Below are 23,654 nucleotides of genomic sequence, written 5' to 3'. Positions count from 1 at the left end.
CACCGGAGTACGTCAACCGTTGGTCTGCGACGTCAACCTCGCCGCCACCCCCCGCCCCGAAACCCACGCCCCCTCGACCCGCGGCGCGACCAGCCAGTCGCCGCACGCCCCCAGCCCCTCGGCCCAATAGCACCCGACGCCCGCGCCGTCCGACCGCGCATAGCGCCAGCGATGCGCCGCCCCGACCACCGGCGCCGGCAACCCCGCCACCCGCTCGCCCAGCGCCGCAGTCAGCTGCGCCACCACCCAGTCCCGCTCCGCCTCGACATGACGCTCCGACCAGTCGGCATCGGCATGGATCGTCCACGCCTCGCCCCCGCCATGGCCGGGCTTGGCCGGGTTGCGCGCCGCCCGGTCGATGACCCCGTGCCCGTCGAGCAAATCCGGCGCATCGATCGCCGCATCGAACCCCAGCATCACCGTCCAGCACGGCGCCGAACGATGCCCGCGCGCCAGCTCCGCCAGCGCATCGTCCACGCCCTCGGCCAACGGCACGACCTGTTCGGCCGGCAGCGCCAGCACCACCGCATCGAACGGCCCGACCGCTTCGCCCTCCAGCTCGACCCGCCAACGCCCGCCGTCACGCCGCACCCCATGGACATGGCTCGACCAGCGCACGTCGAGCGCATCGGCCATCGCTTTCAGCGGCGCATCCATGACCGGCGTGCCGACCCACGCATCCTCGCCCGCCGCCGGCCAGCGCGCGGCGATCCCCGCCGCTTCCCATGCCTGCAACTGCGCGACGAAGCCCGCGTCCCGCCCGGTCATGTACAGCGCCCCGAAATCGAACGCAAAATCCTGGCCGTCGGCCGACACCGCCCGGCTCGCCATCCGCCCGCTCGGCCGCCGCCCCTTGTCGAACAGCGTGACCGTCCGTCCCGCTTCGTGGAGCGCAGTGGCACAGGACAGCCCGGCCATCCCCGCGCCGATGATCGCAATCTCGCCCACCATGCCATCTCCCGTTTTCGCTGCGACGCAACGCACGGGCCGGACACGATGTTGCCGCGCTGCGTTTCCCGGTGCAAAGGCAACCATCTGGAGCGGCCAATCGGGGCCGCCGGTCGGTTCGGTCAGCAGCCCATGTCCCCGCGCGAAATGATTACCGGAAGCGCCATCGCCGCCGTCATCAGCGACCCCAATCTGCCCGACACGCCGATCATCGCCTGCAACCAGGCGTTCATCGACCTGACCGGCTATGCCGAGGACGAGATTCTCGGCCGCAACTGCCGCTTCCTGCGCGGCGCGGATACCGAGGAGACCGCGACCGAGGAACTGCGCGCCGCCGTCCGCGAACGTCGCGCGACGCTGGTCGAGATCCTCAATTACAAGAAGGACGGCACCCCGTTCCGCAACGCCGTCATGCTCGCGCCGATCTTCGGCGACGACGGGCGCCTGCGCTACATGCTCGGCTCGCAGATCGAGGTCGGCACGCCCCCCGACCATGACGCCGCCGCCCGCTTCGCCAACCTGACCCCGCGCCAGCGCGACGTGCTGAACGGGGTGATGCGCGGGCTGCTCAACAAACAGATCGCCTATGAACTGGGCATCAGCGAACGCACGGTAAAGCTGCACCGCGCGGAAATGCTGCAGGCGCTCGGCTGCCGCACGGTCGCCGAAGCGATCCGCCTCGCCGTCGAACAGGGGCTGTAGCGCCCGCCGCCCCGTTCGGTTCTCGGCAGGCTCGAAGCAAACGGGGGGCAGGGGGGACCTCGCCCAACCCCCACGTCACCCCGGACTGGATCCGGGGTCCCGCTTCTTCGCCGAAGTTGCCCCCCCCGCGTCCCCGACCGCAACCCGTACCCCCGCGCAGGCGGGGGTCCAGGGTCACGGGCGCAACCGTTGCTCTGCTGAACGCCGCCCCCCTCCTGCGCGGGCGCACAACCGCAGCCGGCGCCTTTCCCGGTCGGTCCGCCCGCCGCCGACCCGCAAGTGTCAACTTCCGCCGCCATCGTACCGGCCTTGCCCCTTGGTACAGCTGTCACGCGCGCGCCGCTCCCCATCTTGGCCCCGACACATGAAAGGGTGGCGCTGCCGCCCGGAAAGGTTGCGTCCCATGCCTCGCCCCGCCAAGATATTGATGACCTATCTGGGCGTCGTGCTGATGATGGCGATCCTCGCGCTGGTGTTGTTCTATCAGATGACCCATGGCTGACCGGCCGTCCGCGCCGGCGCGGCTGACCGTGTGGTATGACGGCGGCTGTCCGCTGTGCCGGCGGGAAATCGCGCTGATGCAGCGGCTCGACCGGGGGCGGCGGATCGACTTCATCGATGCCGGCACCCCCGACACCTTCACCCCGATCGATCGCGGCCTGTTGCTGCAACGCTTTCACGCGCGCGAAAACGGGCGGATGGTGTCGGGCGCCGCCGCCTTCGCCGCGATGTGGCGCGCGATCCCGCTGTTGCGCCCGTTCGGCCTCGCCGCGCGCAACCGCATCGTGCTGCGCATGCTCGAACGCCTCTACCTCCGCTTCCTGCGCGTCCGCCCCGCGCTGCGACGGTGGGTGCGGTGACGCCGCGCCGCGAGTCCGTAGCGCCGGGGCAGGTCAGCGTGTGGGACTTTCCCCGCCCGGCCATCGCCGAGCCGTGCGACCGCCGCATCCGCATCGAACATCTGGGCAGGGTGATCGCCGACACGACCCGCGCCGTGCGCACGCTGGAGACCAGCCACCCGCCCGGCTATTACCTGCCCCAGGACGATATTGCGATGGAGCTGCTGCGCCCCGCGCCCGGCCGGTCGCTGTGCGAATGGAAGGGGCAGGCGCGCTATTGGGACGTGGTCGTCGGCGATACCGTGCTGCCGCGGGTTGGGTGGAGCTATGCCGACCCGACGCCCGCCTTCCGCATCCTCGCCGGCCACATCGCCTTCTATGCCGGCCCGTTCGACCGCTGCACCGTCGACGGCGTAACCGTCACCCCGCAGCCGGGCGGCTTCTATGGCGGATGGATCACCCCCGACCTTGCCGGCCCGTTCAAGGGGCCACCGGGCACGATGGGCTGGTGACGTGACACCGCCCCCGCTTCATGACGAAGCAGGGGCGGCGCAGGCGTGGGGGCGGGGAAGGATCAGCGCCCGGCGAGCGCGCGGTCCAGGTCGACGCCGCGGGCTTCCCACTCGCCGCGGGTCTTGCACACCTTGGTCAGGATGCGGCTGCCGGTGGTTTCGGTGCGGAAGCAGTAGCGGGCGTTGGGCGATGCCTTGAACGCGACCGCGGCGGGACCGGCGGCCAGCGTGACGCTGGTGGCGACCGAACCACCGGCAGCGACCGCGACCGGCGACGGGGCAGGGGCGGGGGCGGCTTCCGGCTCGGCGGCAAAGGCAGAGGTGGTCGCGGCCAGGCCGAGGACGATCGAAGCGATGGTGCGGATGACGGTCATGCTATGGCTCCCTTGAATTTCCGGTTGGTTCCGGTGATGCCGACAACATTGCACCCGCCGTGCCAGTTTTACGAAGGCAGTAATATCAATAGCTTACGCTACGACTACAATTGTAGCTGTGGGATTCGCCGCCATTGTCAGGCGCCATTTCCCAACTCTTGGGATGCGCCCGCCGCAACCCCGCCCGCCGCCCGGCGTTGAAACCGCCAATCGCGTAACCTTCGCCACCTTTTCGCCCCCGGAGGCCCATGTTCCACAGCACCAACCCCGCCACCGGGGAACGCTTCGCCACCCACCCCGAACTGACCGCCGACGAACTGGAGCAGAAGCTTGCCAAGGCCGCGACGGCGTTCGACCAATGGCGCCGGACCCCGATCGCCCACCGCGTCACGCTGCTGCGCGCCGTCGCCGATCGCTATGACGCGAACCGCGAGTCGCTAGCCCGCATGGCGACCGACGAGATGGGCAAGACGCTGAAATCGGCGCTGGCCGAGGTCGACAAATGCGCCGCCGCCTTCCGCCATTATGCCGATCACGGCCCGGCGATGCTGGAGCCCCAGCGCACCGAACTGACCGGCGGCGGCACGGCGGAGGTCACCTGGCTCCCGCAGGGTCCGGTGCTGGCGATCATGCCGTGGAACTTCCCCTATTGGCAGGCGGTCCGCTTCCTCGCCCCAACCATCCTCGCCGGCAATGTCGCGCTCCTCAAGCACGCCAGCATCGTGCAGGGCGTGGCGGCCCTGATGGAGGAAATGGCGCTGGAGGCCGGCGCACCGGAGGGGCTGTTCCAGAACCTCGCCATCAAATCCTCCGCCATCGCCGACCTGATCGCCGACGACCGTATCGTCGCGGTGACGCTGACCGGCAGCGAGGGGGCAGGGGTCGCCGTCGCGGAACAAGCCGGGCGGAACCTCAAGAAGGTCGTGCTGGAACTGGGCGGCTCGGACCCGTTCATCGTCATGCCCTCGGCCGACCTCGACGCGGCGGTCAAGGCGGCGGTGACCGGTCGCATCCAGAATAGCGGCCAGTCATGCATCTGCGCCAAGCGGATGATCGTCCACGCCGATATCTACGACGCGTTCCTCGACCGCTATGCGGCGGCGATGCGCGCGGTAAAGGCCGGCGACCCGACCGATCCGGCCAGCGACATGGGGCCGCTCAGCAGCTTCGAACAGCGTGACACCGTCCTCGAACAGCTGGCCGAGGCCAAGCGGCAGGGCGCGACACTGTTGTTCGGCGGGGAGAAGCCCGACCTGCCCGGCGCGTATCTCACCGCCGGCATCCTGACCGACGTGCCGCTCGACAGCCCGCTGATGGCGGAGGAGATTTTCGGCCCCATCGCCATGGTCTTCCGCGCGGCCGATATCGACGACGCGATCCGCATCGCCAACGCGATCCCGTTCGGCCTCGGCTCGGCGGTGTGGACGCAGGACGAAGCCGAACAGGACCGCTTCGTCCGCGACATCGCCGCGGGCATGACCGCGATCAACCAGATGCTCGCCTCCTCGCCCGAAGCCCCGTTCGGCGGCATCAAGCGCTCCGGCCATGGCCGCGAGCTGGGCCCGTTCGGCCTGCACGAGTTCATGAACCTGAAGACGGTCTTCCGGCCGTAGGAGGCGGCCTATTCTCTGGCCGTACCCCCGCGCAGGCGGGGGTCCAGGGTCACACCCACAGGCCGCAGTTTTCCTGGCTCTGGACCCCCGCCTGCGCGGGGGCACGGGTAGGGGAAGTATCGCCGAGGTCCTGCCTTCGCGGAAACAGCGACCGTTTAGCCCCCCCCAAACAGCAAACGGCGCGGGATCCCTCCCGCGCCGCTCACCTTCAACCGAAACGCCCGAAAATCAGGCCGGTTCGGCAACCCCGATCGGCTGCACGCTGTCGTGGTTCTGTTCCACGTCGAACCGGTCGGCGTTCATCACCTTGGTCCATGCCGTGACGAAATCGCGCACGAACTTTTCCTCATGCCCGTTCTCGGCATAGACCTCGGCCACCGCGCGCAGCTGGCTGTTCGACCCGAAGATCAGGTCGGTGCGCGTCGCGCGCCAGCGCTCGTGCTGCCCGGCGCGGTCATAGCCGATGAACTCCTCGTCGGCGCTGGTGTCGACCACCTTCCAGAAGGTGTCGTTGTTCAGCAGGTTGACGAAGAAGTCGTTGGTCAGCTGCCCCTTGCGGTCGGTGAACACGCCTTCCGGTGCGTCCTTGTAGTTGGCGCCGAGCACGCGCAGGCCACCGACCAGCACGGTCATTTCCGGCACCGACAGGCCCAGCAGCGACGCCCGGTCGAGCAGCAGCTCCTCGGTCTTCACGCTATGCTTGGTCTTGAGGTAATTGCGGAAGCCATCGGCGACCGGTTCCATCACCGCGAAGCTGTCGGCATCGGTCCATTCCTGCGTCGCGTCGCCGCGACCGCCGGTGAAGGGCACGTCGATCGCAAAGCCGGCATCCTTCGCCGCCTTCTCGATCGCCGCATTGCCGGCCAGCACGATCGCATCGGCCAGCGACAGGCTGCCCTTCAGCTCGCCGATCTTGGCGAGGACGGCCGACAGTTCCTCCGGCTCGTTCACCTTCCACCCGCGCTGCGGTTCCAGCGCGATGCGCGCGCCATTGGCGCCGCCGCGATGGTCCGACCGGCGATAGGTCGAGGCCGAGGCCCAGGCGGTCTTGACCAGCTGTCCGACCGAGAAGCCGGCGTCGAGGATCTTCGCCTTGAACGCCGCGACATCGGCGTCCGACGGCATGGTGCCGGCGGGCACCGGGTCCTGCCAGATCAGCGTCTCTTCCGGCACTTCCGGCCCGAGGTAGCGGACCTTCGGCCCCATGTCGCGGTGGGTCAGCTTGAACCAGGCGCGGGCAAAGGCGTCCTTGAACGCTTCATGGTCGTGGCGGAACTTCTCCGAAATGGCGCGCATCTCGGGATCGACCTTCAGCGCCATGTCGGCAGTGGTCATCATCGTCGGCACCCGCAGGTTCGGATCATGCGCCGCGGGGGCCATGTCCTCTTCCTTCTGATTGATCGGCTGCCACTGCTTGGCACCCGCCGGGCTGCGCACGAGTTCATACTCGTAATCGAGCAGCAGGCGGAAATAATTGCCCGACCATTCGGTGGGGGTGTTCACCCACGCGCCCTCGATGCCGCTGGTGGTGGTGTGCTCGCCAAAGCCGCTTTCGAAGCTGTTGGTCCAGCCCAGCCCCATCAGCGAGATATCGGCACCCTCGGGCGATTCCCCGACCAAGGTCGGATCGCCGGCACCATGCGCCTTGCCAAAGGTATGCCCGCCGGCAGTCAGCGCGACGGTTTCCTCGACGTTCATCGCCATCCGGGCAAAGGTTTCCTTGATGTCGCGCGCCGACTGCATCGCGTCGGGCACGCCACCGGGACCTTCCGGATTGACGTAGATCAGGCCCATCTGGATCGCGGCCAGCGGCTGTTCCAGCTCCAGCTCTTCCTCGGGCAGGATGCGGGTCTTGTTGTCGGGATGGCCGACGAACTGCTCTTCCGACCCCCAGTAAATGTCCTTTTCCGGCTCGAACACATCGGCACGACCGCCGCCGAAGCCGAACACCGGCCCGCCCATATTCTCGATCGCGACATTGCCGGCCAGGATGAACAGGTCGGCCCAGCTGATATGCTTGCCGTATTTCTGCTTGATCGGCCACAACAGGCGGCGCGCCTTGTCGAGATTGCCGTTGTCCGGCCAGCTGTTGAGCGGGGCGAAGCGCTGCTGCCCGCTGTTCGCGCCACCGCGTCCGTCTGCGGTGCGGTAGGTGCCGGCGGCGTGCCACGCCATGCGGATGAACAGACCGCCATAATTGCCGTAATCGGCCGGCCACCAGGGCTGGCTGTCGGTCATCAGCGCCTTCAGATCGGCCTTCAGCGCATGATAGTCGAGCTGCTTGAAGGCTTCGGCATAATCGAATTCATGCCCCATCGGGTCGGGCGAGGTGCCGCCCTGGTTGAGCACTTCCAGCGGCAGCGCATCAGGCCACCAGTCGCGGTTGGTGCGACCCACCAGCGATCGAACCGTGTTCGGTTGGTGGATCGGGCAGCCGCTCATCTCTCCGGTCTTTGCGTCCATAGCTCAGGCTCTCCATCAGAATGGCGGTGAGACTAACCGCTAACGCCGCATCAGGGTAAGCAATTGTCTCGTTCACACTTGGCGGAAAACTCGATTGGAGACGGTGGGGTCCGGCGGCGATGACGGCGATGCGCCGAAGCGCTATGGCCGGGCGATGGCCCGCAAGAAGCGCATCCTGAGAGCGACCATGGCCGATGGCTGGGTCAAGACCATCGGCCCGACCAACGCGCCCTTCACCCATTTCTGGCGGATCGTCGCCACGCTCGAAAATGGCAAGACCGAGGTCTTCTGGGGCCATGCCGCGTCGCTGAAGGAAGCGACCGGCAAGCGCGCCGCGACGCAGGACGCCGCCCGGCAACGGGGCTGGCGCGACTATGCGTTCGAGGTGGTGGAGCTCGAGGAAGGGTGAACTTACCCCAAACCGTCGCCCCAGCGAAGGCTAGGGGCCTCCAGCGGCTCCTGTGACGTGCTACCAACGAGAGATCCCAGCCTTCGCTGGGATGACGTCTGGTCAAGCTCGGACGATCCGGACCCCTTTGTCACGCCCGGCTGCACGGAAATGACGAACGAAGCCTTACCCACAGCGTCACCCCGGGCTTGACCCGGGGTCCCGCTTCTTCTTCCCTCCGACCGTCGAGAGAAAGCGGGACCCCGGATCAAGTCCGGGGTGACGAAGGGGCAAACGATCACCCAAACCCATCCCGTCTTTACATAATCATTCTTATCGGAACCGGGTAACGCTTGCCGTTCGCTGCCCGAACCGCCACAAAACCGGCGGGCCGCGCCGCTGCCCGTGTCGTCAGGAGTCCCTCATGTCCCCCCTTCTCGACCGCCGCCAGCTGCTGCGCGGTGCCACGCTCGGCGGCGCGCTGACGATGGCCTGTCCGGCATGGGCACAGAGCGGATCGCCGGGGACCGCCACGCCGTTGCCGAGCGTGTCGGGCGACGACATCACGCTGACCATCGGCCATGCGATGCGCCGGATCGACGGCCGCGCCGCCCATGCGATCGGCATCAACGGCACCAGCCCCGCCCCGCTGGTCCGCCTGCGCGAGGGGCAGAAGGCGCGCATCAACGTCGTCAACACGCTCGACGAGCCAAGCTCGATCCACTGGCACGGACTGCTGCTGCCGTTCCAGATGGACGGGGTGCCCGGCATCTCCTTCCCCGGCATCGCGCCGCGTTCGTCCTTCACCTATGAATTCCCGGTGATCCAGAGCGGCACCTATTGGTATCACAGCCATTCGGGACTGCAGGAGCAGGAGGGGCTGTACGGCCCGATCGTGATCGACCCGCGCGAGGCGGACCCGGCGGCGTTCGACCGCGAGCATGTCATCGTTCTGTCCGACCACAGCTTCCGCCACCCGCACGTCCTGTTCGACCGGCTGAAGAAGGAGCCGGGCTATTTCAACCGCCAGCGTCAGACGCTCGCCGGTCTCCTCGCCGGCCGCGACCAGTCGGAGAAGGAGCGCGCGATGTGGGGCGCGATGCGGATGGACCCGGCCGATATCGCCGACGTGACGGGGTCGACCTACACCTATCTCGTCAACGGCCATGGCCCTGAGGACAATTGGACCGCGCTGTTCACGCCGGGCGAGCGGGTGCGGCTGCGCTTCATCAATGCCTCGGCCATGACCACCTTCAACGTGCGGATACCCGGCCTGCGCATGCGGATCGTCGCCGCCGACGGGCTGAACGTGCAGCCGGTCGAGATCGACGAATTCCAGTTCGGCCCGGCCGAGACCTATGACGCGATCGTCGTGCCGGGCGACGGCAACGCCTATACGCTGGTGGGCGAGAGCATCGACCGCTCGGGAATGGCCCGCGCCACCCTCGCGCCTCGTATCGGCATGACCGCCGCCGTCCCGCCGCTGCGTCTCCGTCCGCTCGCCACGATGCAGGACATGGGGATGGACCATGGGAGCATGGCGGGCATGGATCACGGCGCGATGGACCATGCGGCGATGGGCCACGCCGCCCCCACCCCTGCTGCCGGCCACGACATGGCCGACATGAAGATGCGCGATTTTTCGGGTGCACCGCAGGTGCGCAAGGGACCGGGGGTGCAGACCATCTCCCCCATGCCGGTCGACCGCACCGGCGATCCGGGACAGGGCCTCGAAGACGTCGACCACCGCGTGCTGACCTATCGCGATCTCGTCGCGCTGGAGCGCAACCCCGACACCCGCGCGCCCGACCGCGAGGTCCGGCTGCACCTGACCGGCAATATGGAGCGCTATATGTGGGGCTTCGACGGCGAAAAGCTGTCGGAAAACCCCGATCCGATCGCGCTGCGCCATGGCGAGCGGGTGCGCGTGACGCTTATCAACGACACGATGATGGGCCATCCGATCCATCTCCACGGCCATTTCTTCGAACTGGTCACCGGCAAGGGCGACCATGCCCCGCGCAAGCATACCGTGCTGGTCCAGCCCGGCGGCACGGTCAGTTGGGACGTTACGGCTGAGGAAGGCGACTGGGCGTTCCACTGTCACATGCTCTACCACATGCATGCCGGCATGATGCGCGTGGTGCAGGTTCGTCGCGATGCGGAGGCGTCGGCATGATCCGCGCGCTGTTGCTGGCCGGCGCCGTGCTCGCCCCCGCCCCGGCGATCGCGCAGGCGATGGATCATTCGATGCACATGCCCGGCGTGGTGATGCCTGCGCGTCCCGCCGCCAAACCGGCGCGCAAGCCCGCCGCGAAGCGCAAGCCCACGCGCCCCGCCCCGGCCAGACGGAAGCCCCCCGCGACCCCGACGGCACCCGATCCCCATGCGGGCCACGACATGTCCGCGATGCAGCCGGGCACGGCGGCGGACCCGCATGCCGGTCACGCCATGCCGGGCATGACGATGCGGCCGCCCGCCACCGATCCGCACGCCGGACACGACATGTCGGGCATGACCATGCCGGACCCGCAAGCCGATGACATGGCAACGGGCGCGACCGGCACCGACCTGCCGCCGGGAAACAGGCCCGCTCCCGCACCGGCGCGCGATCATCTTGCCGACCGCTTCTGGGGCGCGCAAGCGATGGCCGCCGCCCGCGACAATGCCCTGCGCCGCGAACATGGCGGCATGACCTTCGCCATGGGCCTTGCCGACCTCGCCGAGGTGCAGTTGCGCAAGGGCCGCGACGGCTATCGCTGGGAAGGTCAGGGCTGGATCGGCGGCGACATCCACCGGCTGTGGCTCAAGTCTGAGGGCGAAGGCGAATTCGGCAGCGCGGTCGGCCACGCCGAAGTGCAGGCGCTCTACTCACGCGCGCTCGATCCCTACTGGAATCTGCAGGCCGGCATCCGCCACGACATTCGCCCGCACCCGTCGCGCACCTATGCGACCGTCGGTATCGAGGGGCTGGCCCCAGGCTGGTTCGAGGTCGGCGGCGCGCTGTTCCTGTCGACCAAGGGCGAACTGCTTGGCCGGATCGAGGGCTATTACGACCAGCGCATCACCAATTACGTCACGCTGCAACCCCGGATCGAGGCGAACCTGTCGGCCCAGGACGTCGCGGCGACCGGCACCGGCGCCGGGCTGTCGACGATGGAGGCGGCCGTGCGCCTGCGCTACGAAGGGGTACGCGAGTTCGCGCCCTACATCGGCGTCGCGTGGGAACGCCGGTTCGGCCGGACCGCGCGGTTCGGTCGCGCAAGGGGTGACGATACCGGGGGCGTTAGTTTTGTCTTCGGCGTGAGAGCGTGGTTCTAACCTTCGGCCCGTCCGCCTGAAACGTCACCCCAGCGAAGGCTGGGGTCTCCAGCGGCTCCTGCGACGTGCTGTCAACGAGAGATCCCAGCCTTCGCTGGGATGACGTCTGGTTCAGCTCGGCCGTCCGGACCCGCCCGTCGTCACTCCCGCGCAGGCGGGAGTCCATAGACGCCAGCGTCGCGGATCAAGCTGGACCGGCAGCGACAATGGATTCCCGCCTGCGCGGGAATGACGAAGGCAGCCCCACCCACAACGTCACCCCGGACTTGATCCGGGGTCCCGCTTCTTCTTCTACGGCAGGAATAAGCGGGACCCCGGGTCAAGCTCGGGGTGACGACAAGGAAAAACGGCGCGATGGTCACCCACCGCGCCGTCCTGCCGTCACTTCTTGTCCTGGCCCGATGCGCCGGACACGGCCGATCCGGCCGAACGCAGGTCCTTGCCCGCGCCGTTGACGGTATTGCACGCGCCCAGCGTTACCGACGCGGCGAGGACGAGGCCGAGGGCGATCTTCTTGGTCATGTCGTTTCTCCCATGCAGGAAAGGATGCGGCGGACCGAGATACGCCGGCCCGCCGCGCACACTCAGTGCAGCCGGCGGCGGGTCGCCGCGGTTGCACCGAAACCGGCCGCCGCCGCGCCGATCAGCAGCGCGAGGACGAGGACGAACGAGGTGCCGGCGGCGGCGCCCGCGGCCTTGTCGGTCGCCGACTTGGCGGTGGCGACGGCCTCGTTCTTGGTCTGGACGAACTGCTGCTTGGCGCGGGTCACCTGCGCCTGCGCCTCTTCGCGGCTGATCTTGCGCTGCGCGGCGACCACGTCGACGATGCGGCTCTCGGCCTGCTGGCCCTCGGCACCGCCGCGGGCGAGCGCGGGCAGCTGGCGGGCGATTTCGGCCTGCGCCTGTTCCTGGGTCATCTGCGCCGGATCGTTGGGCGCATCCGACAGGTACGCGGCGGCTTCGCTGCGCACGTCGCGCGCGGCTTCCTGCACGTCCTGCCCGTCGACGCCGGCGGCCGATGCGGCGACCGGAGCGGCCGACGCCACGGCACCCACCGCATTGCCCGCCGTGCCCGCGACCGCGCCGACCGTGCGGAACGCGCCGCCGATGATGCCGCCGACCGCCGAGGTCAGCAGGTACAGCGTCAGGATCAGCGTGACGCCCCACACGACCAGGCCATGGACCAGCGCGTCGAAGCGTTCATGCACGCCCGCTACCCGCGCCGCGGCATAGCCGCCCGCGCCCAGTGCGACGACGGTCGTGATCAGCCAGTAGATGCCGGCGCCGATGCCGAATCCGGCCGCCCCCGGCGTGGTGCCTTCGACCGGATCGACCATGCTCAGGCCGATCCCGGCGCCGAGAATGCCGAGCACCAGCTGCACCGCCACCGCGATGACGACGCCGGCGAACACCGCACCCCAGGACAGCCGCGTCGCGGTCTTGCCCAGGCGCGTCTCGTCGACCGGCGCGAAGCCGTTGGAAATATTGGTAGCCATGTTGTCTCCTGTTGAAACTCTTGCGGGCGCGTCAGCGCGCGTCCGGCAAATCCTTCCCGGCGTCCGGGTCGGCGTCGGGGTCCTGCTTGCGCTTCGCCCCGTCGCGCCGGGCGCCGTCATCGCCCATCAGCGTGCCCATCGCCTCCAGCACCGAAGCCCGGGTTCGGTCGGCCGCCTTCTTGTCGGGCGACCGGTCGTCATGGTCGGTCATGATGTCGCCTCCTGTTCGATGTTCCGGTCGAGCGCGTCGCCGTCGAAGCCGCGCGCGCGGGCCCAGGCGACGGCGGCGATGCGGCGGTTGACGCCGATCTTGGCATAGATGCGCGCGACATGGTTGCGCACGGTATTGCCCGACACATCCAGCGTCCGCGCGATCGTCTTGTCGTCGCACCCGCGACAGATCAGCGCCAGCACCTCGCGTTCGCGCGGCGTCAGGTCGTCGAGGCCGGGGCCGTCATTGGCCGCCTGCGGCGTGCGCAGCCGGGCCAGCTTCTCCATGATCGATCGGCTGAACCAGCTGGTGTCCTTCATCACCGCCTCGATCGCCTCGACCAGTTCCAGCTCGGTCGCCTTGCGCTGGGTGATGTCCTGGAACGCCCACAGCACGCACGCATCGTCGCCCAGGCGGATCGCCTCGGTCGAAATCAGGCAGTCGATGATCGCGTTGTCCTTGGCATGGATGCGCGCCTCATGCCCGCGCAGGTCGCGGCCGGCGTCGATCGCCTGCTCGATGCCCTTGCGCACCTCGCCGCTTTCCCACAATTCGACCTCGCCCAGCGGCCGGCCGATGATCTCGTCCGCGTCATAGCCGGTCATCGCGGTGAAGCTGGCATTGACCCCGCACAGCAGATGCCCGTCGCGCGCACCGATCGCCATCGGCACCGGCGCCAGCTGGAACATCCGGGTGAAGCGCTCCTCGCTATGGCGCAGCGCCGCTTCCGCCGTGCGCCGCGGTTCGAGGTCGGCGAAGGTGAACAACATGCACGGCTGATCGCCCATATCGATCGGCTGTCCCGCGACGATGACCAGCTTGGTCCCGCCGCCGGGCAGTTCCAGCTCGGCCTCCATCTGCGGGATGGTGCGCCCTTCGCTCAGCCGTTCCTTGGCAAGGTCGCGCCGCTCGGCCGCGCGCAGCACGTCGATATCGTACACCGTCTTCGCCAGCACCTGTTCGCGTTCGAACCCGGTCATGTCGAGGAACCCCTGATTGACCTTCACGAAGCGCAGGTCGCGCAGGCGACAGATGACGGCGGGGGCGGGATTGGCGTTGAACGACTGTTCGAACCGGTCCTCCGCTTCATATTGCGCCGACACGTCCTGCAGGATCAGCACCAGGCACGCCGGTTCACCGTCGTCGCTGTCGTTCAGCACGAGGCTGCGCACCTGATGGACCCAGCGCGGCTCCTCCTCGCCCGCGACGGTCACCTCGACCACCACTTCGGAGAATCGGTCGCCCGCCACCACCCGCTCGAGCGGATAATCGTCCGCTTCGAGCCGGTGGTTGTTGCGATAGCGCAGCTGGAAGCGCGAGCGATATTCCTCGACCGTCGCGCCGAGGTCGGCAATGTCGCCGACCCCGTGCATCGCCAGCGCGGCATCGTTCGCCCACAGCAGGCTCTGGTCGGGATCGATCAGGATCACCCCCTCGTCGAGGCCCGCGACGATCTGGCGCAGATGGCGCAGATCGGCGGTCTCGCGCAGGGACTTGAACGCAGCCTCGCTCATGGGTCCGCTCAGCCGCGACGCCCGTGCAGCAGCCACGCCAGGCCATAGCCGAGCAGCGCGGCACCCGCCGCCCACAACAGCGGCTGATCCTCTACGGTGCGCTGCGCGACCTTGCCGCCCTGCTGCGCACGATCGGCGACCTGACGGCCGGCGGTCTTGAGCTTCGCCTGTGCCTCTTCGGCCAGCGCCGGGGCGCTTTCGATCGCATCCTCGATGATCGCGCGGACGCGGCCATAGCTGTGCTGCGCGCCGCCCGCGACCTGGTCGACCACGCCGTCGACCTGCAATCCGCGATGGTCGACCACGTCGCCGACCGCCTTCTCGACCTTGCCGGTCGCGTAGCGCACGCCGCCTTGGAACTCGTCCTTGTTCATGATGCTTGTCCTTTGTCGGATGGTTCGCGGGAAATCAGGGCAGGACGTTGCAGCCCGCCGCCGCCTTGCCGACCGCCAGCGCGATCGCCGGGTCCTTGATCTCGCCCGCCACGCGCACGAGGTCGCCGACCGTCAGCGCGGCCGGATTGGGATCGTCCTTCTTGTACGCGGCGGCGGCGCGGCCGAGCTGTTGCAGCTGGCCGAGCGACAGGTCGCCCTGCAGCCGCGTACCGACGCAATCGGCGCGCGCCTCGTCCAGCCCGTAACGCTGGAGCCCGGTCGAGATACGGGTCGCGGGCGCGGCACAGGCGCCCAGTGCCAAGGTGCCGAGCAGGGTAATCGCAACTGCCTTCATCGCCGGTCTCCCACGACACGGTCGCAGGGGTGCGACCGGTCAGGGCGCATCAACCTATCGGCAGGAACAGTGTTCCTGGTATCTTTGCGGGGTCGGCTAGTCCGAAACTACCATGACGATCAGCGCCGCCTGCTCCGCGTATAGCCGCGCCATGCGCAAATGGATCGCGCGTATTTCTATTTCGGCGGTATTCTCAGCAAGTTGCCGATGTACTTCCGCCCTGCCGAGCAGATAGGCGCGTTCCTCCAACGGGGACAGCGGAGCGAGCGGAGGACTGTCGGGGATGGCCATGCACCGATCCTATCGGTACGCTAGCGTTCCGGCTATCCTGCAGAAATACCCGTGGGGATGGTTGTTCGATACCCCCTGCCCGCTGGTGCCGGTAGAGCGTGCCCGTACCCCCGCGCAGGCGGGGGTCCAGAGCCACGCAACGCAACCGCTGCGTTCGGAACCCTGGACCCCCGCCTGCGCGGGGGTACTCTGGATGGATCAAGCCCGGGGTGGCGGTCGGACCAGGGGGCGAACCCCTGCCCATCAATTCCGGAGCGGCTTCCCCGTCTGCAGCACATGGGTCACCCGGTCCTGCGTCCGCGTGTCGCGCATCGCGTCGAGGAACACACGGCGCTCCAGCGTCAGCAGCGCCTCTTCGGTCACGACATCGATGATGTCGGTATCGCCGCCGGTCAGCACCTCGGCGACGCGGCCCGACACGACCTCGTCATAGGGCGTCGCCAGCCCCTTCGCCCGGAACCCGCGCACGACATCGGCAATCGCGATCCGGCCGCTTTCGCCGGGCAGGCGATACACCGGCGGCTCGGGCGGCGTGTACCCATCGACCAGCGCCAGCGCCCTGGCCTTCGCATCGGCCAGCAACCGGTCGCGGTTCATCGTAATGCCGTCCGACGCCCGCAGGAAGTGCAGCTCGCGCGCCTCGGCCGCCGACTTGGACACCTTGGCGGTCGAGATCGTCTCGAACGCGACGCCCACCGCCGGCATCGGCCCGCGCGGGGTGCCCTTGGCCTTCGCGATCCGGTCGAGCAACTCGCCATGTCCGCCCCATCCGGGGACGAGGCCGGCGCCCGCCTCGACCAGGCCCATATAGGTTTCGGCATGCGCCTGGATCGCATCGGCATGCAGCGAAATCTCGCACCCGCCGCCCAGCGCCATGCCGGCCGGCGCCGCGACCACCGGGAAGGGCGCGTATTTCAGCGCCTTGAACGTGGCCTGCCCGCCGCCGATCATCTGTTCGATCTGCTCCCACGCGCCGGACTTCACCGCCCACAGCGCAAGGAACAGATTGGCCCCGACCGAGAAATTCGCCGCATCGGTGTAGAGTACCAGCGCCTTGAACCGCTCGCGCACGACCGCGATCGTCTCGTTCAGCAGCGCGACCACCTTGTCGTCGAGCGCGTTGCTCTTGCCCGTGAACTCGAAGCAGACGACCCCGTCGCCGACGTCCCACAAGGCCGCCGATTCGTTGCGCAGCACCGGCTCCGACCGCAGCTTGACGTCTTCGAGCAGCAGCACGCCCTCGCCGCGCACCACATCGGCGTAAGCGCCGTCGCGCGTCAGATATTGCCGCTGGCCGCCCTCGACCCGGTAGAATGTCCGGTCGCCCACGGTGTCGAGGATCGCCGGCACCGCACGCCCTTCGGCCCGTAGCCGCGCCGCCAGCTTGCCCGCGCCGATCCGGTCGATCAGCTCGAACGGGCCATATTTCCAGTTATAGCCGAGCTTCATCGCATCATCGATCGCGACGATATCGTCGGCCGCCTCGCCCACCAGCATCGCGGCATAGGGCAGCACGCGCCCAAGGATCGCCCAGGCATAGTCGCCCGACGGCCCCTCCAGTTCGATCAGCTTGCCCAGATCCTTCGCGGCATCGGCGGGCAGGTCGGCGGGGGTCTGCAGTTCGCGATATTCGCCGGTGGCGAGGTCGATGGCATATTTGGTCCGCGTCGCCTTGTCGAAGCGGTAGAAACCGCCCTTGCCCTTGCGGCCGGTGAACCCCTCCGCGATCATCTTGTCGACCAGCGGCATCGGCCGCACCGTGTCGAAATAGGGATCGCCCTGCGGCAAGGTCGCGGTCAGGCTCTTGGACAAGAGCGGCATCAGGTCGATGCCGACCAGATCGACCAGCCCGAAGATGCCGGTCTTGGGCACGCCCATCGGCCGGCCCCCGATCTGGTCGGCCTGTTCGACGGTCAGCCCCAGATCCATCGCCGCGTTGATCGCGACCGCCAGCCAATAGGTGCCGATGCGGTTGGCGATGAAGCCCGGCGTATCCTTCGCCCGCACGATCCGCTTGCCGAGGTTGCGGTCGACGAAATCCTCGACCCTGCCCGCGACCGCCGGGTCGGTATCCTTGCCCCGCACGATCTCGATCAGCCGCATATAGCGCGGCGGATTGAAGAAATGGGTGATGAGGAAATCGGCGCGGAACCCCTCGCTGCGTCCCGCGACCAGATGGTCGAGCGGGATGGTCGAGGTGTTGGACGACACCGCCGTGCCGGGGCGCTTCAGCGCCTCGATCCGGGCATAGAGCGACTGCTTGATATCCAGTCGCTCGACGATCGCCTCGACGATCCAGTCGCATTCGGCGATGCGGTCGAGATGGTCGTCGATATTGCCGGTTTCGACCAGCTTCGCCGCCGATTTCGACATGAACGGCGCGGGATCGGTCTTGAGCATGCGCGCGACGGCACCCTTCGCCACCGCATCCCGGTCGGGACCGTCCTTGGCGATATCGAGCAGCAGCACCGGCACCCCGGCATTGGCGACATGCGCAGCGATGCCCGCCCCCATCACCCCTGCGCCGATGACGCAGACCTTGCGGATCGCCGTGTCCATCATGCGCGCTCCAGCACGGTGGCGATGCCCTGCCCGCCGCCGATGCACTGGGTCGCCAGCGCATAGCGCTTGCCCTCGCGCGCCAGCAGCGCCGCCGCCTTGCCGACGATCCGCGCGCCGGTCGCGCCCAGCGGATGCCCGATCGCGATCGCCCCGCCGTCGAGGTTGATCGCCTCGTCCTTGATGCCGAGATCGCGGATGCAGGCGATCGCCTGCGCCGCGAACGCCTCGTTGATCTCGACCACATCGATATCGCTGACGCTCAGCCCCGCGCGCTCCAGCGCCTTTTTCGACGCGCCGATCGGGCCGAGGCCCATCGTCTCGGGCGCGCAGCCCGAAATGCCGATCGACTTGATCCGGGCGAGGATGGTCAGCCCATGCTTCGTCGCGAACTCCTCCGACGTCACCAGCACCGCACTCGCCCCATCGGTCAGCGGCGACGAGGTGCCGGCGGTGACCGACCCGTCCTGCCGGAAGGCGGGCTTCAGGCCCGACAATGCCTCGGTGGTGGTGTCGGGGCGGATGGTGCCGTCCTCGCTGACCACCCCGCCCTTGGTCTGGATCGGGATGATTTCTTGCGCGAGCCGGCCTTCGCTGCGCGCGGCGGCGGCCTTGCGCTGGCTGGCGACGGCGAAGGCGTCCTGTTCGTCACGGGTGATCTGATACTGGGTCGCGACATTCTCGGCGGTGTCGCCCATGCCCATATAGGCGCCGGCGCTCTTGGCGGCGAGCGCCGGATTGGGCAGCGGGTTGTAGCCGCCCATCGGCACCCGGCTCATCGATTCGAGGCCGGCGCAGATGAACGCCTCGCCTGCCCCCACCTCGATCTGCCCGGCGGCAATATGGATCGCGCTCATCGACGATCCGCAGAAGCGGTTCACCGTCATGCCGCCGACCGACAGCGGCAGGTCGCCCAGCAGCGCCACCATCCGCGCGACGTTGAAGCCCTGTTCCCCTTCGGGAAAGGCGCAACCCATTACCACGTCCTCGATTTCCGCCGCATCGACGCCGGTGCGCTCGATCAGCCCGCGCACGACCTGCGCCGCCAGATCCTCGGGCCGCACCCGCGCCAGCGCGCCCTTGCCCGCCAGATGAAAGGGAGAACGAACATAGCCTGCGATTACGGCCTTCATCGACGCGATCCTTCCCGAATGTCGGTCCATGTCTGCCATGGACATATGCCCCATAGGATAGCTATGTTACCTATAGGGTAGATGGACGCGATGCAATGGCCGACGGGGACGCAGCGATGGATGGTGAACTGAGCGGCATCCACGCCGTCGCCGACACGCTGGGCATCACCCCGCGCACGCTTCGCCTGTATGAAGACAAGGGGCTGATCCACCCGGTCCGCGTCGGCAACAACCGCGCCTACAGCCACCGCGACATCGTGCGGATGCGCCTGATCCTGCGCGGCAAACGGTTGGGCTTCACCCTGCGCGAAATCCAGGAGTTTCTCGATCTCTACAGCAGCGACGCGGGCAACGACGAACAGATGCACGCGCTTGCCGACCGCTGCCGCACCCGCATCGACGCGCTGAACCTGCAACGCCAGGCGCTCGAACAGACGGTGGCGGAACTGGAGGAACTCGAACAGACCGCCCGCGCCAATCTGTGCCGGTCGGCGCGGTAGGGCGGAACCCCACCACCAACCGTATCCCCGCGCAGGCGGGGATCCAGGGCAACGCACGATACCGCCGGTGGCTCTGGACCCCCGCCTGCGCGGGGGTACGGTCGGGGCAGCGGACGACATACGCCAAACCTACCGACGTCACCCCGGGCCTGACCCGGGGTCCCGCTTCTTCGACAGCGCCCCCTTCGGCCAACCCCTCAAAAATTCAACCGAACCCCCAGCGCGTAGCGCGGGCCATAGGTTTCGAACGAGATCACCCGCTCCTTGTACACCGAATACAGAAACGTCTTTTCGTTGAACAGGTTGAGCCCCTGCGCGAACAGCGTCAGCTTGTCGTTGACCGCATAGTTGATGCTCGCGTCCCAGATGCCGTACGCATCGACATTCACCGGCTGCCCGCGATTGCCCTGTTCGGTCTGCTGATACGCGTTGCGCCAGTTATACGCGATCCGCGCCTGCAGCGGCCCCTTCTCATAAAAGGCCACCGCATTGTACGTCGTCGCGTCAGGATCGACGAGGCTGATATTCGCCTGCACGCCCAGCCCGTCGAGCGGTTCGGGCAGCCCGGTAAAGGTGTACTGGCCTGAAAACTCGATGCCCTTGTAGCTGCGGCTGCCGACATTTTCCGGCCGCGTCCGCCGGAAATCGAGGCCCTGCACCTGGATCGTCGTCGTCACCGATTCGGAGATGTTGCTCAGGTCCTTGGCGAACAGCGCGACGCTCAGGAAGCTGGAGCGGTCGAGATACCAGGTCAGCGCCGCATCGTAATTCCACCCGATCATCGGTTCGAGGCCGGGATTGCCGTCGGTGATCGCCCGTTCGCGCGGCCGCGGGTTGATGTTGCGGATTAGCAGCAGGTCGCTGAGCGTCGCGCGGGTCAGCGTCTTGGCGACCGCCGCCTGGAACACGACATCCTCGAACACGTCCAGCTTGAAGTTCGCGCTCGGCAGCAGCTGGCTGTACGACCCCTGCTCGCTGATCGGCTGCGGGTTGGACAGGTTGACGATCGGATCGCCCCCGCCCGCCGGCGTGGTGAAGCCCAATATCTCCTGCCCGAACCCGCGCGACGTCACCTCGGTGCGGGTATAGCGCAGCCCGATATTGCCGCTCCACGGCCGCGAGCCGAAATCGCCGCCGAACGATGCCTCGACATAGCCGCCGATGGTCCGCTCCTGCGCCGATCCGCTGTTACCCGGCACCGGGATCACGCCGAAGCCGCCGCCATTGGCCGCCAGCGCCGCGCGCGCCGCCGCCGGGTTCGCCAGCTGGTTGATCGCCGCATCGCTCAGCAGATATTTCGCGAGGTCGGCGGCGGCATAGGTCGGGTACGCGCTCTCGAACATGCCGGTGCCGAGGAAGTTGGTCGCATCCGCCGTGCCGGTGAACACACTCGACGGGATCGACACCCCGGCCCCGCAATACAGGCATTGCAGCGCATCGGGGGTCTTGAACGAAAAGCGCGATTTCTTGCGGTCCGAAAAGTTGAAGCCCCCCGAAATCCGCCGGAGGATGCCGCTGTCGACATTCCATTTCAGGTTCGTATTGCCCTGATAAATCTCGTCCTCGACGCTGACGCCCTCATAGGTCAGGAACCCGGCGCGCGCGTTCGACGTGTCGAGAATGTTGCCGAGGCCCGTATAGACCGGCATCCCCGTCGGCCCGATCGCGAACTTGACGCCGGCGGGCGAATAGCTGGGCGTCGCCAGGTTGCTTTCGAACCACGCCTGGTTGCCGCCGGTATCGTCGGTCGCCTTCGACCACGAAAAGTCGACCGTGCCGGTCAACCGGTCGGACGGAGTCCACGCCAGGTTCGCGCCCGCCTGATACGTCGTCGCAAGGCGCGGGCGAATCTGGTTGGTGAACATCGGCCCCGACGCGATGCCGGTATAGCTGGTGACGGTATTGTTCTGGTCGACCGTCGCCGCGGTCACGTCGCCGGGGCCGCCATAGACGAAGAACACCTTGTTATCGTCGTTCACGTCCAGCTTCGAATAGAGGCCGTCCAGCGTAAACAGCAGCGCGTCGCTCGCCCGCCACTGCGCGGTGAGCAGGCCCGACATCCGCTTGCGACTGGTGCGGTTGGTGCCCCATTCGACATAGGTCGGGATCGACACCCCGCGAAATTCGGGCGTGCCGTCCCTGTTCAGGTCGAGCGACTGGTTCGCCTCCCACCCGTCGGTGAAGATGCGCTTCCCCTCGATCTTGCGGTCGATGTACGAAAAGGCGCCGAGGATGCCGAAATCGCCGTCGCCGAACGTCTTGCTGAGCAGGCCTGAAAATTGCGGCGAGAACTGCCCGCGCAATTTGTCGTAATTGGCCTGCGCCGACAGCGCGATCTTGCCCTCTTTGAAATCGAACGGGCGCGCGGTGTACATGTCGACCGTCGCGGCGATTCCGCCCTCGATCTGCGACGCGGTCGGCGTCTTCGACACATCGACCCGGTTGATCAGCTCGGCGGGCAATATGTCGAAACTGAACTCGCGCCCCTGATTCTCAGTCGCGAGGATGCGGCCATTGTACAGCGCGCTGCTGAACGCCGGACCCAGGCCCCGCACGGTGATGAACTGGCCTTCGCCGTTGTCGCGTGAAATGGTGACGCCGGGAATACGCTGGATCGCCTCGGCGATATTCTGGTCGGGCAGCTTGCCGATATCGTCGGCGACGATCGAATCGACGATATTGTCGGCGTTACGTTTGATATCCGTCGCCCGCCGCAAGCTCTCGCGCAGGCCGGTGACGACGATGTCACCCTCCTCGCTCGCCACCGACGCATCCTGCACCGCGCCATCGGGCGCGGTCGGCGGTGGCGGCGCGGTCTGGGCGGGTACCTGCGCCAGCGCGGGCGTGGTGGCGAGCAAAATGGCCGACCCGGCCAGGCTGAGCAAGCGGAACCGCTTCACGGATGACATGCCGTATCCTCTCCCTATCGCTTCCGCGTCGCAGCCGTTCGTGCGGCCATCATCCGGAAGATTGAGGAGGTTTAACGATCAACCAACCGCGCGGCAAGCGGTCTTGTGCGGTGGCGTACCGTGGGGGTCGGGGCACCGGATGGATGCCTTCGCCGGCGTCCCTGTCCCGGGTCATGTCGTGGAGACTGCGGCATCGCCGTCATCCCGGACGCGACCCGGGTCGCGCTGCATGCCGGAGCGTCGCGAACGGGCGCGTGTCGCTCGCCTTCAAACGGTCGGGCGTGGGAAGGGATGCGCGGGCGGCCCCAACGATGCGAGCCGTGCGGCGGTCGCCGGCGCGATCCGTTCCTTCAATCCCGAACCCCCGGCGCCCGTCGGACCGAATCGGGCAAAATACGGCCGGATGAGATCATAGCCGCGCGAATCGCCCGATTGAAAATGGCGGAATATCCAATAGGCGATCAGATCGGCCATCTGGATCAGGCGCGACGCCTTGGAGTCGAGGAAGAGCGGCACCTCGGCGAAGTTCCGCAACTGGCCGCTGGCATGACCGACATGCTTGAAGACATGCGACAGCGACTGGATCTTCTCTTCGTAATTGCTCTTGTCGAGGATCACGATCCCCCGTTGCGGATTTCCCTGCTGGTACAGCGATCGCAGATAGCCGTCGAAACAGGTCGCGACGTCCTCGAACGCCGTCGCCAGAATGTCCTCCGGGTTCATCAGCGCCTTTTCGATGACGCAGGCGTAAACGCGCAGCTTGAGTTGCCGGTCGGATAGCAGGTTCAGAATGTCGACGACTGCCTGCACCCGGTCCTGCGGCGGAACGCCTTTCCAGTCGCCCTGCCCGCCGCGCATCGGGCTTCCGTGAAATTCGATGCTGCGCGGATCGGTCGCACTGAAGCGCGCCGCGACCGGATCGATCTGCCCTTCCAGCCAATGGGTCTGGCGCTCGAAGACGCTGAACCCGGCGAGTACGAAAAACTGCGTGCTCGGGTCATGGGCGTGCCCGGATTCATCGAGGTAGAGCAGGTGCACGGCCACATCCCGAAAAAAAAGCGGGCCCCGAAAGACCCGCCCTGCAACTGCCGAAATCGGTAAGCCAGGTGAAACAATCGTTCAGCGCACCAACGAATCAGCACTCCCAGCTTG

At 67.6% G+C, this 23,654-nt stretch carries 22 protein-coding genes; 8 read left to right on the top strand and 14 right to left on the bottom strand.

Annotation, left to right across the window (positions count from 1 at the left end):
- Positions 1-12: 12 nt before the first annotated feature.
- Complete coding sequence (locus AVT10_RS16670; protein ID WP_066694077.1) at positions 13-951, bottom strand: NAD(P)/FAD-dependent oxidoreductase; 939 nt, start codon at positions 949-951, stop codon at positions 13-15.
- Positions 952-1,095: 144 nt separating this feature from the next.
- Here AVT10_RS16670 and AVT10_RS16665 point away from each other — a divergent pair, with 144 nt between their 5' ends.
- The 3 genes from AVT10_RS16665 (at position 1,096) to AVT10_RS16655 (ending at position 3,001) form a co-directional block, all read left to right on the top strand.
- Positions 1,096-1,650 carry a LuxR C-terminal-related transcriptional regulator gene (locus tag AVT10_RS16665; RefSeq protein WP_084401828.1) on the top strand — a complete coding sequence of 185 codons (555 nt, stop codon included), beginning with the start codon at positions 1,096-1,098 and terminating at the stop codon, positions 1,648-1,650.
- A gap of 494 nt (positions 1,651-2,144) precedes the next feature.
- Complete coding sequence (locus AVT10_RS16660; RefSeq protein ID WP_066694066.1) at positions 2,145-2,510, top strand: thiol-disulfide oxidoreductase DCC family protein; 366 nt, start codon at positions 2,145-2,147, stop codon at positions 2,508-2,510.
- Positions 2,507-3,001, top strand: coding sequence for a DUF427 domain-containing protein (locus AVT10_RS16655; RefSeq protein WP_066694095.1), 495 nt, complete (start codon positions 2,507-2,509; stop codon positions 2,999-3,001). Before AVT10_RS16660 ends, AVT10_RS16655 begins: the two co-directional genes overlap by 4 nt.
- 62 nt (positions 3,002-3,063) lie before the next feature.
- Here the strand turns inward: AVT10_RS16655 and AVT10_RS16650 are convergent, their stop codons facing one another.
- Entirely contained in the window at positions 3,064-3,375 is a 312-nt protein-coding gene (locus AVT10_RS16650; protein ID WP_066694063.1) for a hypothetical protein, read from the bottom strand.
- 248 nt (positions 3,376-3,623) lie between these two features.
- Here AVT10_RS16650 and AVT10_RS16645 point away from each other — a divergent pair, with 248 nt between their 5' ends.
- The gene (locus AVT10_RS16645; RefSeq protein ID WP_066694060.1) at positions 3,624-4,988 is read left to right on the top strand and encodes an NAD-dependent succinate-semialdehyde dehydrogenase; all 1,365 of its coding nucleotides are present in this window, start codon (positions 3,624-3,626) and stop codon (positions 4,986-4,988) included.
- 228 nt (positions 4,989-5,216) lie between these two features.
- On the opposite strand, the gene katG is transcribed toward AVT10_RS16645, so the two are convergent.
- Positions 5,217-7,451 carry a catalase/peroxidase HPI gene (gene katG, locus AVT10_RS16640; protein WP_066694058.1) on the bottom strand — a complete coding sequence of 745 codons (2,235 nt, stop codon included), beginning with the start codon at positions 7,449-7,451 and terminating at the stop codon, positions 5,217-5,219.
- Between the two features lie 154 nt (positions 7,452-7,605).
- Here katG and AVT10_RS16635 point away from each other — a divergent pair, with 154 nt between their 5' ends.
- From AVT10_RS16635 to AVT10_RS16625, 3 genes are all read left to right on the top strand, one after another.
- Positions 7,606-7,860, top strand: a complete 255-nt coding sequence (locus AVT10_RS16635) for a hypothetical protein (RefSeq protein WP_066694093.1) — start codon at positions 7,606-7,608, stop codon at positions 7,858-7,860.
- 403 nt (positions 7,861-8,263) lie between these two features.
- The gene (locus AVT10_RS16630; RefSeq protein ID WP_084401826.1) at positions 8,264-10,018 is read left to right on the top strand and encodes a copper resistance system multicopper oxidase; all 1,755 of its coding nucleotides are present in this window, start codon (positions 8,264-8,266) and stop codon (positions 10,016-10,018) included.
- A complete protein-coding gene (locus AVT10_RS16625) occupies positions 10,015-11,160 on the top strand; it encodes a copper resistance protein B (RefSeq protein WP_066694056.1) in 1,146 nt (381 codons plus the stop codon). Before AVT10_RS16630 ends, AVT10_RS16625 begins: the two co-directional genes overlap by 4 nt.
- 381 nt (positions 11,161-11,541) lie before the next feature.
- Here AVT10_RS16625 and AVT10_RS18000 read toward each other — a convergent pair whose 3' ends face one another.
- The 9 genes from AVT10_RS18000 to AVT10_RS16585 all read right to left on the bottom strand — a co-directional run bounded on the left by AVT10_RS18000 (position 11,542) and on the right by AVT10_RS16585 (position 19,093).
- Positions 11,542-11,682 carry an entericidin A/B family lipoprotein gene (locus AVT10_RS18000; protein WP_084401825.1) on the bottom strand — a complete coding sequence of 47 codons (141 nt, stop codon included), beginning with the start codon at positions 11,680-11,682 and terminating at the stop codon, positions 11,542-11,544.
- Between the two features lie 62 nt (positions 11,683-11,744).
- On the bottom strand, positions 11,745-12,656 hold the full coding sequence (locus tag AVT10_RS16620) for a hypothetical protein (RefSeq protein WP_066694054.1): 912 nt from the start codon (positions 12,654-12,656) through the stop codon (positions 11,745-11,747).
- Positions 12,657-12,687: 31 nt separating this feature from the next.
- A complete protein-coding gene (locus tag AVT10_RS16615; RefSeq protein WP_066694052.1) occupies positions 12,688-12,867 on the bottom strand; it encodes a hypothetical protein in 180 nt (59 codons plus the stop codon).
- The gene (locus AVT10_RS16610; RefSeq protein WP_066694089.1) at positions 12,864-14,381 is read right to left on the bottom strand and encodes a helix-turn-helix transcriptional regulator; all 1,518 of its coding nucleotides are present in this window, start codon (positions 14,379-14,381) and stop codon (positions 12,864-12,866) included. The genes AVT10_RS16615 and AVT10_RS16610 overlap by 4 nt, the downstream gene beginning before the upstream one ends.
- A gap of 8 nt (positions 14,382-14,389) precedes the next feature.
- Positions 14,390-14,755, bottom strand: a complete 366-nt coding sequence (locus AVT10_RS16605; RefSeq protein WP_066694050.1) for a CsbD family protein — start codon at positions 14,753-14,755, stop codon at positions 14,390-14,392.
- Positions 14,756-14,789: 34 nt separating this feature from the next.
- Positions 14,790-15,110 (bottom strand): hypothetical protein, encoded by a 321-nt coding sequence (locus AVT10_RS16600; protein ID WP_066694048.1) that lies wholly within the window; start codon positions 15,108-15,110, stop codon positions 14,790-14,792.
- A 96-nt stretch (positions 15,111-15,206) separates the two neighbouring features.
- Entirely contained in the window at positions 15,207-15,401 is a 195-nt protein-coding gene (locus AVT10_RS16595; RefSeq protein ID WP_066694046.1) for a hypothetical protein, read from the bottom strand.
- A gap of 243 nt (positions 15,402-15,644) precedes the next feature.
- Positions 15,645-17,960 carry a 3-hydroxyacyl-CoA dehydrogenase/enoyl-CoA hydratase family protein gene (locus AVT10_RS16590; protein WP_066694044.1) on the bottom strand — a complete coding sequence of 772 codons (2,316 nt, stop codon included), beginning with the start codon at positions 17,958-17,960 and terminating at the stop codon, positions 15,645-15,647.
- Positions 17,960-19,093, bottom strand: a complete 1,134-nt coding sequence (locus AVT10_RS16585; RefSeq protein ID WP_066694087.1) for a thiolase family protein — start codon at positions 19,091-19,093, stop codon at positions 17,960-17,962. Before AVT10_RS16585 ends, AVT10_RS16590 begins: the two co-directional genes overlap by 1 nt.
- Positions 19,094-19,188: 95 nt before the next feature.
- Between AVT10_RS16585 and AVT10_RS16580 the strand changes: the two genes are divergently transcribed.
- Positions 19,189-19,593: a MerR family transcriptional regulator gene (locus tag AVT10_RS16580; RefSeq protein ID WP_066694042.1), complete on the top strand. Its 405-nt coding sequence runs from the start codon at positions 19,189-19,191 to the stop codon at positions 19,591-19,593.
- A 197-nt stretch (positions 19,594-19,790) separates the two neighbouring features.
- Here AVT10_RS16580 and AVT10_RS16575 read toward each other — a convergent pair whose 3' ends face one another.
- On the bottom strand, positions 19,791-22,502 hold the full coding sequence (locus tag AVT10_RS16575; RefSeq protein ID WP_066694039.1) for a TonB-dependent receptor: 2,712 nt from the start codon (positions 22,500-22,502) through the stop codon (positions 19,791-19,793).
- A 267-nt stretch (positions 22,503-22,769) separates the two neighbouring features.
- Complete coding sequence (locus tag AVT10_RS16570; protein WP_066694084.1) at positions 22,770-23,540, bottom strand: DUF3800 domain-containing protein; 771 nt, start codon at positions 23,538-23,540, stop codon at positions 22,770-22,772.
- Between the last annotated feature and the right edge of the window lie 114 nt (positions 23,541-23,654).

The organism is Sphingomonas hankookensis (genome assembly GCF_001619955.1).
Taxonomy (GTDB): Bacteria; Pseudomonadota; Alphaproteobacteria; order Sphingomonadales; family Sphingomonadaceae; genus Sphingomonas; species Sphingomonas hankookensis_A.
This window is presented reverse-complemented; position numbering and strand designations above follow the sequence as displayed.

Bases quoted from the DNA above. Each gene is read 5' to 3' on its own strand.
- AVT10_RS16670 (WP_066694077.1), bottom strand. From the start codon at position 951: ATGGTGGGCGAGATTGCGATCATCGGCGCGGGGATGGCCGGGCTGTCC.
- AVT10_RS16665 (WP_084401828.1), top strand. From the start codon at position 1,096: ATGATTACCGGAAGCGCCATCGCCGCCGTCATCAGCGACCCCAATCTG.
- AVT10_RS16660 (WP_066694066.1), top strand. From the start codon at position 2,145: ATGGCTGACCGGCCGTCCGCGCCGGCGCGGCTGACCGTGTGGTATGAC.
- AVT10_RS16650 (WP_066694063.1), bottom strand. From the start codon at position 3,375: ATGACCGTCATCCGCACCATCGCTTCGATCGTCCTCGGCCTGGCCGCG.
- AVT10_RS16645 (WP_066694060.1), top strand. From the start codon at position 3,624: ATGTTCCACAGCACCAACCCCGCCACCGGGGAACGCTTCGCCACCCAC.
- katG (WP_066694058.1), bottom strand. From the start codon at position 7,451: ATGGACGCAAAGACCGGAGAGATGAGCGGCTGCCCGATCCACCAACCG.
- AVT10_RS16635 (WP_066694093.1), top strand. From the start codon at position 7,606: ATGGCCCGCAAGAAGCGCATCCTGAGAGCGACCATGGCCGATGGCTGG.
- AVT10_RS16630 (WP_084401826.1), top strand. From the start codon at position 8,264: ATGTCCCCCCTTCTCGACCGCCGCCAGCTGCTGCGCGGTGCCACGCTC.
- AVT10_RS16625 (WP_066694056.1), top strand. From the start codon at position 10,015: ATGATCCGCGCGCTGTTGCTGGCCGGCGCCGTGCTCGCCCCCGCCCCG.
- AVT10_RS18000 (WP_084401825.1), bottom strand. From the start codon at position 11,682: ATGACCAAGAAGATCGCCCTCGGCCTCGTCCTCGCCGCGTCGGTAACG.
- AVT10_RS16620 (WP_066694054.1), bottom strand. From the start codon at position 12,656: ATGGCTACCAATATTTCCAACGGCTTCGCGCCGGTCGACGAGACGCGC.
- AVT10_RS16615 (WP_066694052.1), bottom strand. From the start codon at position 12,867: ATGACCGACCATGACGACCGGTCGCCCGACAAGAAGGCGGCCGACCGA.
- AVT10_RS16610 (WP_066694089.1), bottom strand. From the start codon at position 14,381: ATGAGCGAGGCTGCGTTCAAGTCCCTGCGCGAGACCGCCGATCTGCGC.
- AVT10_RS16605 (WP_066694050.1), bottom strand. From the start codon at position 14,755: ATGAACAAGGACGAGTTCCAAGGCGGCGTGCGCTACGCGACCGGCAAG.
- AVT10_RS16600 (WP_066694048.1), bottom strand. From the start codon at position 15,110: ATGAAGGCAGTTGCGATTACCCTGCTCGGCACCTTGGCACTGGGCGCC.
- AVT10_RS16595 (WP_066694046.1), bottom strand. From the start codon at position 15,401: ATGGCCATCCCCGACAGTCCTCCGCTCGCTCCGCTGTCCCCGTTGGAG.
- AVT10_RS16590 (WP_066694044.1), bottom strand. From the start codon at position 17,960: ATGGACACGGCGATCCGCAAGGTCTGCGTCATCGGCGCAGGGGTGATG.
- AVT10_RS16585 (WP_066694087.1), bottom strand. From the start codon at position 19,093: ATGAAGGCCGTAATCGCAGGCTATGTTCGTTCTCCCTTTCATCTGGCG.
- AVT10_RS16580 (WP_066694042.1), top strand. From the start codon at position 19,189: ATGGCCGACGGGGACGCAGCGATGGATGGTGAACTGAGCGGCATCCAC.
- AVT10_RS16575 (WP_066694039.1), bottom strand. From the start codon at position 22,502: ATGTCATCCGTGAAGCGGTTCCGCTTGCTCAGCCTGGCCGGGTCGGCC.